Source organism: Ralstonia mojiangensis (genome assembly GCF_023955645.1).
Lineage (GTDB): Bacteria > Pseudomonadota > Gammaproteobacteria > Burkholderiales > Burkholderiaceae > Ralstonia > Ralstonia mojiangensis.
The window spans coordinates 241837-255164 of the sequence record NZ_JAMXHU010000002.1 but is presented as its reverse complement, the minus strand read 5'-3'; the positions used below and the strand labels follow the sequence as shown (position 1 = coordinate 255164).

General features: G+C 62.6%; 14 protein-coding genes. 3 read left to right on the top strand and 11 right to left on the bottom strand.

The genetic code is table 11. The features are described 5' to 3' along the window. Positions 1 to 91: 91 nt before the first annotated feature. The 3 genes from mutM (at position 92) to mutY (ending at position 4456) form a co-directional block, all read left to right on the top strand. Entirely contained in the window at positions 92 to 973 is an 882-nt protein-coding gene (gene mutM / locus NG898_RS07880) for a bifunctional DNA-formamidopyrimidine glycosylase/DNA-(apurinic or apyrimidinic site) lyase (RefSeq protein ID WP_252691826.1), read from the top strand. Positions 974 to 1260: 287 nt separating this feature from the next. Continuing rightward, a complete protein-coding gene (locus NG898_RS07875; protein WP_252691825.1) occupies positions 1261 to 3204 on the top strand; it encodes a dynamin-like GTPase family protein in 1944 nt (647 codons plus the stop codon). A 103-nt stretch (positions 3205 to 3307) separates the two neighbouring features. Next, positions 3308 to 4456, top strand: coding sequence for an A/G-specific adenine glycosylase (mutY, locus tag NG898_RS07870; protein ID WP_252691824.1), 1149 nt, complete (start codon positions 3308 to 3310; stop codon positions 4454 to 4456). 30 nt (positions 4457 to 4486) lie between these two features. On the opposite strand, the gene NG898_RS07865 is transcribed toward mutY, so the two are convergent. From NG898_RS07865 to NG898_RS07815, 11 genes are all read right to left on the bottom strand, one after another. Next, the gene (locus NG898_RS07865) at positions 4487 to 5140 is read right to left on the bottom strand and encodes an LON peptidase substrate-binding domain-containing protein (protein ID WP_252691823.1); all 654 of its coding nucleotides are present in this window, start codon (positions 5138 to 5140) and stop codon (positions 4487 to 4489) included. 104 nt (positions 5141 to 5244) lie between these two features. Next, complete coding sequence (gene rapZ / locus NG898_RS07860) at positions 5245 to 6138, bottom strand: RNase adapter RapZ (RefSeq protein ID WP_027678304.1); 894 nt, start codon at positions 6136 to 6138, stop codon at positions 5245 to 5247. Positions 6139 to 6232: 94 nt separating this feature from the next. Further along, on the bottom strand, positions 6233 to 6574 hold the full coding sequence (locus tag NG898_RS07855) for a PsiF family protein (protein WP_027678303.1): 342 nt from the start codon (positions 6572 to 6574) through the stop codon (positions 6233 to 6235). Positions 6575 to 6760: 186 nt separating this feature from the next. Then, positions 6761 to 7735 (bottom strand): HPr(Ser) kinase/phosphatase, encoded by a 975-nt coding sequence (gene hprK / locus NG898_RS07850; protein ID WP_004633393.1) that lies wholly within the window; start codon positions 7733 to 7735, stop codon positions 6761 to 6763. Between the two features lie 73 nt (positions 7736 to 7808). Continuing rightward, on the bottom strand, positions 7809 to 8264 hold the full coding sequence (ptsN, locus tag NG898_RS07845; protein ID WP_012761097.1) for a PTS IIA-like nitrogen regulatory protein PtsN: 456 nt from the start codon (positions 8262 to 8264) through the stop codon (positions 7809 to 7811). Positions 8265 to 8610: 346 nt separating this feature from the next. Further along, positions 8611 to 8964 (bottom strand): ribosome hibernation-promoting factor, HPF/YfiA family, encoded by a 354-nt coding sequence (gene hpf / locus NG898_RS07840; protein WP_004633388.1) that lies wholly within the window; start codon positions 8962 to 8964, stop codon positions 8611 to 8613. 50 nt (positions 8965 to 9014) lie between these two features. Continuing rightward, entirely contained in the window at positions 9015 to 10526 is a 1512-nt protein-coding gene (locus NG898_RS07835; RefSeq protein WP_252691822.1) for an RNA polymerase factor sigma-54, read from the bottom strand. 108 nt (positions 10527 to 10634) lie between these two features. Beyond that, positions 10635 to 11423: an LPS export ABC transporter ATP-binding protein gene (lptB, locus tag NG898_RS07830; protein ID WP_004633384.1), complete on the bottom strand. Its 789-nt coding sequence runs from the start codon at positions 11421 to 11423 to the stop codon at positions 10635 to 10637. Positions 11424 to 11453: 30 nt separating this feature from the next. Next, positions 11454 to 12041, bottom strand: a complete 588-nt coding sequence (gene lptA / locus NG898_RS07825; protein WP_252691821.1) for a lipopolysaccharide transport periplasmic protein LptA — start codon at positions 12039 to 12041, stop codon at positions 11454 to 11456. 59 nt (positions 12042 to 12100) lie between these two features. Next, on the bottom strand, positions 12101 to 12733 hold the full coding sequence (lptC, locus tag NG898_RS07820; RefSeq protein ID WP_252691820.1) for an LPS export ABC transporter periplasmic protein LptC: 633 nt from the start codon (positions 12731 to 12733) through the stop codon (positions 12101 to 12103). Between the two features lie 4 nt (positions 12734 to 12737). Beyond that, positions 12738 to 13322 (bottom strand): KdsC family phosphatase, encoded by a 585-nt coding sequence (locus tag NG898_RS07815; protein WP_252691819.1) that lies wholly within the window; start codon positions 13320 to 13322, stop codon positions 12738 to 12740. Positions 13323 to 13328 lie beyond the last annotated feature (6 nt).

Below are 13328 nucleotides of genomic sequence, written 5' to 3'. Positions count from 1 at the left end.
CTCCGGATGGGGGTTCGGGGCATTGTAGCCTGACCGCTACAATCGCCCGCATCGTAAAAAAGGTTGGAGCAGCACATGGGATGGAGGTTCGATGCCTGAGTTGCCGGAGGTCGAGGTCACTCGCCTGGGTTTGCTACCGCATATTACGGGGCGACGTATCGTGCGCGCAGTGGTGCGCCATCACGGCTTGCGCTGGCCGATCGATCCGGCGTTGCCGAAGTTGCTCGCGGGCCTCACTGTCACGCGCTTGCTGCGCCGGGGTAAATACCTGCTCATCGAATGCATGCCCGCGGTAAGCCAATCCGCAAGCCAGGCCGATGCCGAGGCTACAGGCGGCTGGCTGTTGATCCACCTGGGCATGACCGGCACGTTGCGCGTGCTGGAGGCGCCCGTGCCGCCTGGCCCGCACGATCACGTCGACATCGAACTCGCCGACGCAACTGGCGTACCCATCACACTGCGCTATCGGGATCCGCGCCGCTTCGGCGCCGTGCTCTGGCACGCCGGGGACGAAGCCGGCTTGGCCGAACACCCGCTGCTGCGTAATCTCGGCATTGAGCCGTTCGATGCGCGATTCGACGGCGACTGGATGTTTGCCCGCACGCGCGGGCGCCGGGTTGCCATCAAGTCGGCGCTGCTGGCAGGCGATATCGTGGTCGGCGTCGGCAATATCTATTGTTCGGAGAGTCTGTTCCGCGCTGGGATCCGTCCGACCACGGCGGCGGGCCGCATCAGCCGGCCACGCTATGCGGCGCTGGCCGATGCCATTCGCGCCACGTTGGCCGATGCCATTGCACGGGGCGGCAGCACGCTGCGCGACTTTGTCGGGTCAGATGGGCAAAGCGGCTACTTCCAGCTCGAAGCCTTCGTGTACGACCGCGCTGGTCTGCCGTGCCGAGTGTGCGCCACGCCGATCCGCCAGATCGTCCAGGGCCAGCGCTCCACTTTCTACTGCCCCACCTGCCAGCGCTGACCGCCTTGCCAGGGGCATCGAAAGCCGCCTGGAAACGTCACGCTGGAGCGATCTGGTCGTCATTTCGCAAGGTTTTTGAAGTGGGGTGTCTGGCCGCCGATGGCATCCCGCAACACTTGTCTGCCCGGGCTGGAGAACCTTGCGGAAAGTTCGCCCGGAAGCGGGCGGTTCCCTGTATCGTTCCACCTAAATTTGTGCATTTCTGTGCCGTAATTGAGCGGAACAGCGATGTCGAGGGGCGCGCGCATTTTTTTGCGGTCGGGTCGCGCACACAATAAGACAGAACGATGAACAACACACTGAGCACACAGTTCGAGCAGTACAGCGCCTGGCGCGCTTCGGTACTGCAGTCGGTGGGGGAATTCCAAGACTGGCTGCAAGCCCAGGAGCTGTACGACGCCCAGGCTGACATGCGCGCGCAGCGCATCCGCGGCGTCCTGCGCAGCGACAAGCTCAAGGTCGCCTTCATTGCCGAGTTCTCTCGCGGCAAGAGTGAGCTGATCAACGCCATCTTCTTTGCGGACTTTGGCCGCCGCATCTTGCCGTCGTCGGCGGGCCGGACCACGATGTGTCCGACCGAGCTGATGTACGACGAAAGCTATCCGCCGTCGATCCGCCTGCTGCCGATCGAGACGCGTCTGCATGATGCATCGACGGCCGATTTTCGCGATGCGGGCAGCCACTGGCTGTCGGTGCCGCTCGATCCGTCGTCGCCCGAAGGCATGCTCGAAGCGTTCCGCCACGTGGTGGAAACCGTGCGCGTGCCCAAGGAAGAAGCCGAGCAGCTTGGCCTATACAACGATGCCGATCCCGACGCTGCGTTCTCGGTGGATGCCGCGGGCACGGTTGAAGTGTCGAAGTGGCGTCACGCGATCATCAATTTCCCGCACCCGATGCTCAAGCAGGGCTTGGTGATCCTGGATACGCCGGGCCTGAACGCGATTGGTACCGAGCCGGAGCTGACGCTGCGCCTGATTCCGGATGCGCACGTCGTCGTGTTCGTGCTGGCAGCGGATGCCGGCGTGACCAAGAGCGATCTGGAGCTGTGGCGCTCGCACGTGGGCGGTGGCCAGCGCAAAGGCTGCATCGCAGTGCTCAACAAGGTCGATGGCCTGTGGGATCCGCTGAAGTCCGAAGAGGAAGTCGAGAACGAAGTCAGCCGCCAGATCATGACGACGGCGCAGGTGCTCGATATCGATGTCGAGCGCGTGTATCCGGTGTCGGCGCAGAAGGGTCTGGTCGCCAAGGTCAGCCATGACCATGAGCTGCTGGCCAAGAGCCGGCTGCCGGAGCTGGAGTCGGTGCTGTCGGATCAGTTGATTCCGCAGCGTCGCGAGATCGTGACCGAGCAGGTTCAACTGGCCGTGAAGGACATGGCCACCGGCGCGCAGCAACTGCTGCAGATGCGCCGCCGCGACATCGTCGAGCAGTTGTTCGAACTGCGCGGCCTGCGCGGCAAGAACCACACGATGGTCAAGCACATGCTGATGCGCGTGCAGGGCGAGAAGGAAGAGTTCGAGCAGAGCATCGCCAAGTTCCAGGCGCTGCGTACGGTGTTCGGCCGCCACAGCGCGGAGATCATCAAGAGCGTGCAGCTCAAGCAGATCCGCTCGACCATGCGCGAGGCGCGCGAGAAGATGAAGGAGCGCGTGTTCTCGCGCGGCCTGCGCGACGACATGGACAAGCTGTTCGGTCATCTGACCGGCCTGGTGCGCGATGCCGCCAACCGCATCGATCAACTGCACCAGATGGTCGATGGCATGTACAAGAAGTTCAACGCCGAGCACGGCTTCACGCTGTCGCCGCCGTTGCGCTTCCTGGGCACGCGCTACGACGCTGATCTGAAAGAGACGCTGCAACTGGCGCACAACCATTTCGGCGCATTCAGCTTCCTGACGCGTCCGAAGCCGCAGCTCGTGCACGGCGCGTTCTCGACGGTGGCCAGCCGCGTGCTGGATACCTTCCAGGACATGAACCGCGACATCGAGATCTGGCTGAAGTCGGTCATGACACCGCTCGAAGCACAGGTGCGCGATCACCAGAAACAACTGCGCAAGCGTGTCGATTCGATCGAGCGCATTCACGAGGCGACCGATACGCTGGAAGCGCGCATCACCGAGCTCGAAGCGCTGCTCAATACGCTGGATGAGCGCAGCGGCACGATCGCCCAGTACACCGATCGCATTCTTGCGGCTGGAACAATTCTGGAGCGGCAGTCGTTCGCGGCCTGACGCGCATCGTTGGTCACGGAGAAAGCGCCTGCGGGCGCTTTTTTCGTTCTGGTAGGATCGCCGCCAGCGCGCATCTTCAGCTCGCCGTTTCCTCATCACACGCATGACCGCCACCCCCCGCCGCACGCGCCGCGCCGCGCAACCCGCTGCCGCTTTGCCTTCCCTTCCCGATGATTTCGCCGTGCGCGTCATCGCTTGGCAGCAGCGTCATGGCCGCCATCACTTGCCATGGCAGAACACCGGCGATGCGTATCGCACTTGGCTATCAGAGATCATGCTGCAGCAGACGCAGGTGAGCGCGGTGCTGGGCTACTACGCACGCTTCATCGAGCGCTTCCCGACCGTGCAGGCGCTGGCCGCTGCGCCTGCGGACGACGTGATGGCAGCGTGGGCCGGTCTCGGCTATTACACGCGCGCACGCAATCTGCATCGCTGCGCGCAGATCGTGGTGGCGGAGTACGGCGGCATCTTCCCGCGCGATCCCGACGTGCTTGCGACGCTGCCGGGCATTGGCCGCTCGACCGCGGCGGCCATCGCAGCGTTTTCGTACGGCGTGCGCGCGGCCATTCTGGACGGCAACGTCAAACGCGTGTTTGCCCGTGTGTTCGGCATCGACGGTTTTCCTGGTGACAAGCGCGTGGAAGACACCATGTGGCGCATCGCTGAAACCGTGCTGCCGCCAGCCGAAGGCATTCAGCCGTACACGCAGGGTTTGATGGACCTAGGGGCCACCGTCTGCACGCGTGGCAAACCGGCATGCCTGACGGGCGAACGCGCCTGTCCACTCGAATCGCTATGCGAAGCGCGCAGTACCGATCGCGTGATGGAGTTGCCCGTGCCGCGCCCGCGTAAGGCGATACCTGAGCGTGCCGCGACGCTCGTCATCGCGCTGCACGCCGACGCGGTCTTGCTGCAGCGTCGTCCGCAACGCGGTATCTGGGGCGGGTTGTGGTCTTTGCCGCTGGTGGGCGAGATGGACGACGCGCTGGATGAGCATCCGCTGGATGTGGGCACCGTGCGTCGCGCCGCGCAGGTATATGGCGCGGTCTCGACCGTAGAAATGGCAGGCGCGCTTACGCACACCTTCACGCACTTCCGCCTGCAAATGCACTTGCTGCGCGCAGAGATCGGCACGCCCGCCGAGCTCGACGACGACTGGCGCTGGGTACCGCTTGCCCAACTCAATTCAGTGGGATTGCCCGCGCCGGTGAAGTTGGCGCTGGAGACGCTGGTGCAGCCAAGCCTGATCTAGCCAACCCGGCCTGGGTTGGCTGATACGGCATCACAGAATGTGATGCTGCTTCATGTAGCGATGGACGATCTCGATGCGCATGCCGGCGTCCATCAGTTCCATCAGCTTCTGCTTGGCCTTGAGTGGCACCGGCAGCAGTTCGCAAAGCCGATTCGCGACCCAGCTTGGGCTGGTCCACTCATAGGGTTCCGCCATCGGGACGTTGCCATCTTCGCGTGATCCGAGTGTGGTGATGATGCGGCGCAGGGCACCCACGCAGTCGTCGAAAAGTTCGCCCTTGCAGTCTTCCACGTCTGCGCCGATGGGCTCGACCGTACCGCGCATGAGGCCGTCGGGCGTAGTCTCGAACGACAGTATCTTGAAGCGCTGTGTGCCGCGCACCTTGATCATCAGCAGGCCGAGTTGCTCCATGTCGCATTCGACGATGTGGGCGATGCAGCCCACGTCAACTGGTACGGTCGTGCCGTCTGTAGTGGCCACTTCGTTGCCGCGCTCGATCAGGCAGACGCCGAACGGCGTCTTGTCGCGCAGGCACGTGCGCACCATATCGATGTAGCGGGCTTCGAAAATGCGCAGGGGGAGAAGGCCGCCGGGAAACAGCACCGTATGCAGCGGAAACAGCGACAGCTCGGTGGGCAGCGGCGGCAACGGCGAGAACGGTGAGAGAGCGATGTCTTCTTGCATGGACGGACTTTCAGCAGACAGCGGCAAGACTTTCGCGTGGCGCCGCGCAAGAAGCCGCATCCAAATGAGGCTGGCCGGCGCGGTGAATGTGTCTGGCGCGCGGTTCAGCCGTCTACGGCCAATTCGCGGTGGCGGACCAACACATTACCATGCGCACGGAAGTACGTGGCAAGCCGTTCTGCGATGTACACGGAACGATGCTGGCCGCCCGTGCAGCCGATCGCGACGGTCAAATAGCTGCGGTTGTCGGCGATGAAACTCGGCAGCCACTTTTCGACGTAGGCGCGGATGTCCTCTGCCATCGCAAGCACCATCGGCTGGCTTTGCAGGAAATCGATGACGGGTTGATCGCGGCCCGTGAGTGGACGCAATTGCGTGTCGTAGTACGGGTTCGGCAGCGAACGCACGTCGAAGACGAGATCAGCATCGGTCGGCACGCCATGCTTGAAGCCGAACGATTCGAACATCAAGGTGATGTCATGCGGCTCGTCGCTGATGAACTCTTTGATGTACGCGCGCAGGGCGTTCGTGCGCAGTGTGCTGGTGTCGATGCGATGCGCCGGATCGGCCAGCGGGCTGAGCAGCTCCCGCTCCATTTCGATCGCTTCGATGAGCGAGGTGTCGAGGCCCTTGGCGGCCGCTTGCACGTTGGCAGCGGTATCGGGGCGGCCGTTACGGATCGATAGCGGATGCCGGCGGCGCGTCTCGGAATAGCGCTGCACCAGGGCATTCGTGCTTGCTGTCAGAAACAGCATGCGCACGTCGTGTTCCTTGCGCAGCACGGTGACCGTCTCGGGCACCTTGCGCAGCGATTCCCGGCTGCGGATGTCAGTGGCCACGCCCAGATGCGTATAACCCTGGTCCGCCAGATAGCGCGCCAGTTCGGGGATGAACTGCGCGGGCAGGTTGTCGACGCAGTAGTAGCCTGCGTCTTCGAGCACGTTCAGGGCGACCGATTTCCCTGAACCCGACATACCGGTGATGAGAATGATCCGCATGCCGCGAGGATAGCATCCCTGTGTTGCAAAGCAGCGACCAACAAAAAAGGCGACCGATCCGGCCGCCTTTTTTCGAGCGAGGTTAAGGGAATGCTCAGCCCTTCGAGAGGCACGCTTTCTGGGCGTTCTTGTACTCGTCGCCCTTCTTGCCCTTGTTGGCCTTGGAGCAGGCTGCCATCTTTTCCTGCTGCGTCATCGGCTTGGCGGCCGCAGCCGGTTTGTCCGACAGGCAGCCTTTCATGAAAGCCTTGCGCTCGTCGCCCTTCTTGCCAGCGGCGTCCATGTTGCATTGCTTCATCTTGTCTTGCTGCGAATTCTTGGCTGCCGGGGCGGCAGCAGGTGCGGCTGGCGCGGCTGCGGGTGCGCTGCCTTGGGCGAAAGCTTGGCCGGCCAGGAACGGGAGCGCCAGGGCGCAAGCGGCAATCAGTTGTTTCATCGTCGTATTCTCCTTGGTACCGTCAGAAGAGCGGGCGAAAACAAGCCGCCGCGCTCGCGATGAACGCCGCCGCGTGTGTGCTCGGCGCATTCCTTCCCACAACGGAGTGGTCGCATGTCAGGTTGACGTTTCGTAACGAAAACTAGGGTAAAACCGGCCCGATAGCGAAACTTTGTGGCGACTTTGTTAAAGCAGGCGACCCTGAGGCGAGTGGGAAGCGGCTTCGGCTTGCATGGCGGCGCGCTGGCGGTCCATGAAGTCGCGCAACGTATCGATGCCGCGCAGGCGCAGGATGGTGTTGCGCACGGCAGCTTCGACCAGCACGGCCAAGTTGCGGCCGGCTGCCACCTGGATCTTCACCATGTGGATCGGCAGACCGAGGACATCGAGGTATTGTGAATCGAGCGGCAGACGTTCGAACTCGCCATCGTTGCGGCGCACGAGCTGCACGATCAGCTTGATCTTCATCTTCCGGCGCACCGCCGTCTCACCGAAGATCGTCTTGATGTCGAGCAGGCCCAGCCCGCGCACTTCCAGCAGATTCTGCAGCAGCGGCGGGCAGCGGCCTTCGATAAAGTCCGGCCCGAGGCGAACGAAATCGACTGCGTCATCGGCCACCAGACCGTGACCGCGCGAGATCAGCTCCAGGCCCAGTTCGCTTTTGCCCAGGCCCGAATCGCCCATGATCAGCACGCCCATGCCGAGAATGTCGAGAAACACCCCGTGCATCGTCACGCGCGGTGCCGAGATGCGAGACAGATACAAGCGCAGATGGTCAATGACCGCGGCCGATGAAATCGGCGACGTGAACAGCGGCGTGGACGAGCGTGTGCAGCGCAGTTCCAGATCGGGCGGCGGATCCACGCCATCGGCCACCACCAGAAAGGGCGGTTCCAGCAGGATCAACTCGCCCATCTGGCGCTTGCGGTTTTCTTCCGACAAGCGCTGGTAGTAGGTGATCTCGGGCTTGCCGAGCACCTGAATGCGATTCGGGTGGATGAGGTTCAAGTGCCCGACTAGGTCAGCTGCAGATGTCGCCTCCTTGGCGAAATCCACATCGAACGCGCGGTCTGCGCCCTCCAAGCCGGCGACCCACGACAGCTTTAGATCAGCTGCGTTGTCGTCAAAGATCGATTGGGCGATGACGCCGGTCAGTTCCATAGCAGGGCACGGTGGTGCCGACGGGGCATAGCGCGTTCGCAATCGGTTGCGCTTGCCACCGATCGCGCTGCGATCAGGGCCGCCAGTCGGTCAATAGCTGATGAATCGCCTCGGGCGACGGCAGGGTGGCGAGGCCTTCGCGCATGTCACGGTCGGACAGCAGCTGGGCGATTTCAGAGAGGATTTCCAGATGCTGCTGGGTGGCCTGTTCGGGCACCAGCAAAAAAATCAGCAGCGAGACAGGTTTGCCGTCCGGCGATTCAAAAGGCACCGGTTCGGATAGGCGCATGAAGGCTGCCAGCGGTTGTTTGAGCCCCTTGATGCGGCCATGCGGGATCGCCACGCCGGCGCCCAGGCCCGTGGATCCAAGCGACTCGCGCGCAAACAGGTTGTCGGTGACGACTGCGCGCGTCACGCCGTGGTTGTTCTCGAACAGCAGGCCAGCCTGTTCAAATACCCGCTTCTTGCTCGTTACGCTGACGTCGAGGGCAATGTTCCCGGGCGGCAGCAGTTTGGCCAAGCGATTCATGTGCAATGCGTGAAATGAGCGGCGTCCTTCTGCACCAAAATGGCGCGCGGACAATGAGGTCATTATAGACCACGTGCCGCGCAGCTTTGTGCGGTGCACCAGCGGTGCACCACGCAGGGCAGAGAGGCGAATCCCCCAGGGCTGCGATCAGCCGGTGCCGGCACTGTGCGCACGGCATCGACCCTGTTTTAGCCAGCGTCGCGCCAAAAGCCGCGCCACGCCAGCATTCATACTTTCGTCAGATTTTAGCCCGACTTAAATCCGTTGCAATCGGATTCGTCACGAATGCACCACGGCATAAAAAAACCGCGCCAACTCGGGGCGCGGTTTTTGCGGTGCCGTCCTGCTATTGCTGCATCTGCACGGCCTGGAAGGCTTGGTGCTTCATGCTGTCGCGATCGTGCCCTTGCACGCGGTCCTTGTACTTGATCACTTGCCTGTCCAGTTTATCGACGAGTAGGTCGATGGCCGCATAAAGATCTTCATGGTGTGATTCGACGAAGACGTCCTTACCCTTGAGGTGCAAGTTGATTTCCGCGTACTGACGCCGATCCTTCTCCTTGTGGTTATCGACCGATAGCAACACGCTGACGCCAATCACCTGATCGAAGTGCCTGATCACACGCTCCAGTTTCGTTTCCACGTACTCACGCAAAGCGGGCGTGATGTCCAGGTGGTGTCCACTGAGTTTGAAGTTCATAGCGGTTCTCCTTCTCAAGATGAGCCGCACCGGAACTGCCCGCGATGCGGCTATAAAGACTTGCGCAAATTCACTGCAGGGATCTTGAGGGCTTCGCGGTATTTGGCCACCGTCCGACGGGCCACCACGAATCCTTGTTCGCCTAACAGCTCGGCAATTCTGCTATCGGACAGAGGATTCTTCGGGTCTTCGGCTCCTACAAGTTGCTTGATGAGCGCGCGTATCGCAGTGGATGACGCGGCCCCGCCGGTTTCCGTCGATACATGGCTGCCGAAGAAGTACTTCAACTCGAACGTCCCCATCGGGGTCGCCATGTATTTGTTGGTCGTCACACGGGAGATCGTGGACTCGTGTAGACCCAGTGTATCGGCTATTTCCCGCAAAACCAAGGGGCGCATGGCGATTTCGCCGTGCGTGAAGAAGCTCTTTTGACGTTCGACAATCGCTTGCGAGACACGCAGGATCGTATCGAAGCGCTGCTGAATGTTCTTGATCAGCCAACGTGCTTCCTGCAACTTCTGCTGCAGATTGGCGGCACCCGACTCACCGCGGCTGCTGCGCAGGATCTGCGCGTACATGTCGTTGATACGCAGGCGCGGCATGACGTCGGGGTTCAGTTGCGCCATCCAGCCTGCGCTGGTCTTGCGCACGATCACGTCGGGCACCACGAAATCCGCTTCAGCACGCCCGAATGCATGACCCGGAAACGGTGCCAGTGAACGAATCAGCTCATGCGCTGCTTTCAGTGCGGGCTCGTCGACGGACAGCGCTTTCTTCAGGCGTGTGTAGTCTCGCGCGGCCAGCAGTTCGAGATGCTGATTGACGATGGTGAGCGCCAGCGCCTTCGCAGGCGAATCGAGCCGATGCAATTGCAATGACAGGCATTCAGCAGCTGAACGCGCGCCGACGCCCGGCGGGTCGAAGCTCTGCAGCATGCGCAGCGTGGCTTGCAGTTCGTCAAGCTCGACTTCAAGTTCGGCAGGCAGATCGGCGAGGATTTCGTCGAGCGTGCCAGAGAGGTAGCCTTCGTCGTCGAGCGACTCGATCAGGAAGATGACGAGACCCTTGTCGCGCATCGAGAGCTTGAGCGGCGCGAGTTGTTCCATGAGGAATTCGCGCAGGCTTTGCTCGGCTTCGCGCAACTGCAGTGGCGCGCGATCGTCTTCGTCGGATTGCGGCTTGCGGGCGAAATCGTCGAGGCTCCAGTCCGAGCGGTCGGAGCCGTAATCGCTGTCGAAATCGGCGCCGCTGTCGTGGCCGTTCTCGTAGCTGTTGTCGGCGCTGTCGCTGCTGTCGCCACCGTTGGGTGCAGGCGGAGGCGATTCCGTGGGCAGGGGTGTGGCGCTGTTGCTTTGCAGCGCGTTCACGGAGCCGTCTGCGCCAATGCGGGCGGAGGTGTCGAGCCACTCGTTTTCCCGCTCCAGCAGCGGGTTTTCGGTCAGGGCTTGCTCAACTTCCTGCTGCAGTTCGATGGTCGACAGTTGCAGCAATCGAATCGATTGCTGCAACTGCGGCGTGAGCGCGAGATGCTGAGAGAGGCGGAGCTGGAGCGACTGTTTCATGCGGGCTATTCTATGCCCAACACTTCGCCGATGGAACGGATTTTGCTTTAAGGTGCGGCCTTACCACGTCCCTTCGCACGTCCTTAAGGCGTAGGCGTGCGTCGTGGCTTACATCCGGAAGTTATCGCCCAGATACACCTTGCGTACATCCTCGTTTTCGATGATCTGCTCCGGCATGCCCGCGGCGAGCACGGTACCTTCGCTGATGATGTAGGCGTGATCGCAGATGCCCAGCGTTTCTCGCACGTTGTGATCGGTGATCAGCACGCCGATGTTGCGGTCTTTCAAGAAGCTGACGATGCGTTGAATCTCGCCTACCGCGATTGGGTCGACACCGGCAAAGGGTTCATCGAGCAGGATGAAGCGTGGCGATGAGGCCAGCGCGCGGGCAATCTCCACGCGGCGGCGTTCACCACCCGAGAGCGACAGTGCGGGGTTGTCGCGCAAGTGGGCGATCTGCAAGTCGTCGAGCAGGCCGTCGAGGCGGCGATTGACTTCGTCTTGCGACAGCTTCTTGCCGTTCTGCTCCTGCAGCTCGAGCACCGCGCGGATGTTTTCCTGCACGTTGAGCTTGCGGAACACCGACGCTTCCTGCGGCAAATACGACAGGCCCATGCGCGCGCGCTGGTGGATCGGCAGGCGGCTGATGTGTTCGCCGTCGAGCACAATGTCGCCGGCGTCCAGCGCCACCAAGCCGACGATCATGTAGAACGAAGTCGTCTTACCCGCTCCGTTGGGGCCGAGCAGGCCGACGACCTCGCCGCTTTTCACGTCAAGCGACACGTCCTTGACCACCGTGCGCGTGCCGTAGCGCTTCTTCAGATGGCGGACGACCAGCGTGCTGGAAGTCGTGGCCTGCGGCGCTGCAGTTTTGGGGGCGAGGGTGGTGGCAGACATAAGCGAAACAGAAAAGACAGGCAGTGCGGATCAGGGCTTGGCGGCCGGGGTAGATGCCGGCGCGGCAGGCGTGCTTGTGCGCGGTGCGAGAACGGCGCGCACGCGGCCCGACGGGTTGGCCGAGGTGGCGTTTTCCGCGCCGCCGGAGGCCGTGTAGAACTCCTTCTGACCGTCGTACGTGATGACGGCGCCGCGGATCTCGTCGAGCTGCGTCGCGCCTTGCAGGCGCTCCATGCGTGCACGGGTGATCAGCTTGGAAATCTCTTGTTTGCCGTCGTATTCGATGCGCTCGCCCCAACCCTGGATGTATTCGTCGACGTTGTCCCGCTTCTGGCGAATGAACGCGAGATTGCCGGGTTTGGACGTAGCGACGGCGTAGTTGTAGCCCTCGGGATCGGTGCGCAGATCGGCCTGGTCGGAGCGCAGCACCATGGTGCCCTTGGTCAGCACCACGTTGCCGGTCAAGTGATAGACCTGCTTCAGATCGTCGTAGCTGGCGTTGTCGGCTTCAAGGACGAGCGGCTTGTCGCGGTCGGCGCGCTCGGCGTGTGCGGGCAGGGCCGGGAGCAGCAGCGCAGCGACGATGGCGAGGCCGGCAGCACGGAGGGAGTCAGTCATGGGGATCACGTCGGAGAAGGGCGCGGTCGGTGGGCGTTGTCAGGTGTCGGGGGCAGAGTTTACTGCTTCGGCGCCCCAAGCCCTTCGATTCGGCCGCGCACATTGCCCAGCAATTGTACTTGGCGCGTCACGTTGTTGAAGGTGAGGCCGTTGGCGTTCATGATCGACGGCCCACGGTGCAGCTCGACTGGCTTGTCGGTGCGCACGACGTCGTCGTTGAGCAGCACCTGGAAGTAGGTCGAATCGGCCGTCATCAGCGGGTCCTGGCGGGCGTCGGGTCCCTGCGCGCGGATGACCTTGGCGTTGTTGTAGAGATCGATGATGGTGCCGTCGCCGTTCATCTTGCCCAGGTCCGCACGGGCGGTGACCTGGGGGCGGTCGGGCGCATATACGCGCAGCGCGGGATACGTGACGTCGTAGGTCAGGTCGTCCTCATAGTGATTCATGTGGACGCCGGTGAAGCGGTATTTGGTCGTGCCGGTCTCGTCCAGCGCCGTAGCTGAGATGCCGTCCATGGTGTAGTCGGCGATGTGGCGTTTGGGCTGGGTGGCGGTTTCGTCGGTTTGTGGCGTGTTGACCTGCACGAGCAGGAACGTGACGCCGCAGACAATCGCCATCAGCAGGATCGGCAGCCCGCGCAGCATGACCTGCAGCACGGTGGAGACGAGGCGTTGGGAGCGTTCGCTGGCCATGGAGTCAGAAGGTTTGCGGGGCTTGCAACAATTGCGCAAGCAGGGCGTCGTAGGCGCCTTGTGCCTTGAGGATCAGGTCGGCCACCTCGCGCACGGCGCCGCGTCCGCCCGTGGCTTGCGCGACATAGTGAGCGCGGCTGCGCAGTTCGACATGGGCCTGGGCGGGGCAGGCGGTAAAGCCCACCATCGTCATCACCGGCAGGTCGGGCCAGTCGTCGCCCATGTAGCCGGCGTCGGTGGCCTCAAGTTGCGTGGCCGCCAACAGGTGGGCAAACGCCTCGCGCTTGTCGGCTACGCCTTGGTACAGATGTTCGATGCCGAGTTCCCCGGCGCGCCAGGCGACGATTTCGGATTGCCGCCCGGTAATGATGGCCGACGTGATGCCGGCCTGTGCCAGCAGCTTGATGCCGTGGCCGTCGAGCGTGTCGAACGCCTTGCTGATTTCTCCCTCAGGGCCCACGAGCAGGCGGCCGTCGGTCAACACGCCATCCACATCGAACACCATCAGGCGCACGCGCGCGGCGCGTTCCATTGCCTGCGGAAAGCGTGCGTCGATGTTGCTGTGGACAGGATCGGCCGGGGTGGTCATCAGCGG

Excerpts from the sequence above, each read along its gene's own strand:
- mutY (WP_252691824.1), top strand. The coding sequence starts at position 3,308 with ATGACCGCCACCCCCCGCCGCACGCGCCGCGCCGCGCAACCCGCTGCC.
- lptC (WP_252691820.1), bottom strand. The coding sequence starts at position 12,733 with ATGGCCAGCGAACGCTCCCAACGCCTCGTCTCCACCGTGCTGCAGGTC.
- NG898_RS07815 (WP_252691819.1), bottom strand. The coding sequence starts at position 13,322 with ATGACCACCCCGGCCGATCCTGTCCACAGCAACATCGACGCACGCTTT.
- NG898_RS07855 (WP_027678303.1), bottom strand. The coding sequence starts at position 6,574 with ATGAAACAACTGATTGCCGCTTGCGCCCTGGCGCTCCCGTTCCTGGCC.
- NG898_RS07875 (WP_252691825.1), top strand. The coding sequence starts at position 1,261 with ATGAACAACACACTGAGCACACAGTTCGAGCAGTACAGCGCCTGGCGC.
- NG898_RS07865 (WP_252691823.1), bottom strand. The coding sequence starts at position 5,140 with ATGCAAGAAGACATCGCTCTCTCACCGTTCTCGCCGTTGCCGCCGCTG.
- rapZ (WP_027678304.1), bottom strand. The coding sequence starts at position 6,138 with ATGCGGATCATTCTCATCACCGGTATGTCGGGTTCAGGGAAATCGGTC.
- mutM (WP_252691826.1), top strand. The coding sequence starts at position 92 with ATGCCTGAGTTGCCGGAGGTCGAGGTCACTCGCCTGGGTTTGCTACCG.
- lptB (WP_004633384.1), bottom strand. The coding sequence starts at position 11,423 with ATGTCTGCCACCACCCTCGCCCCCAAAACTGCAGCGCCGCAGGCCACG.
- NG898_RS07835 (WP_252691822.1), bottom strand. The coding sequence starts at position 10,526 with ATGAAACAGTCGCTCCAGCTCCGCCTCTCTCAGCATCTCGCGCTCACG.
- ptsN (WP_012761097.1), bottom strand. The coding sequence starts at position 8,264 with ATGAATCGCTTGGCCAAACTGCTGCCGCCCGGGAACATTGCCCTCGAC.
- hpf (WP_004633388.1), bottom strand. The coding sequence starts at position 8,964 with ATGAACTTCAAACTCAGTGGACACCACCTGGACATCACGCCCGCTTTG.
- hprK (WP_004633393.1), bottom strand. The coding sequence starts at position 7,735 with ATGGAACTGACCGGCGTCATCGCCCAATCGATCTTTGACGACAACGCA.
- lptA (WP_252691821.1), bottom strand. The coding sequence starts at position 12,041 with ATGACTGACTCCCTCCGTGCTGCCGGCCTCGCCATCGTCGCTGCGCTG.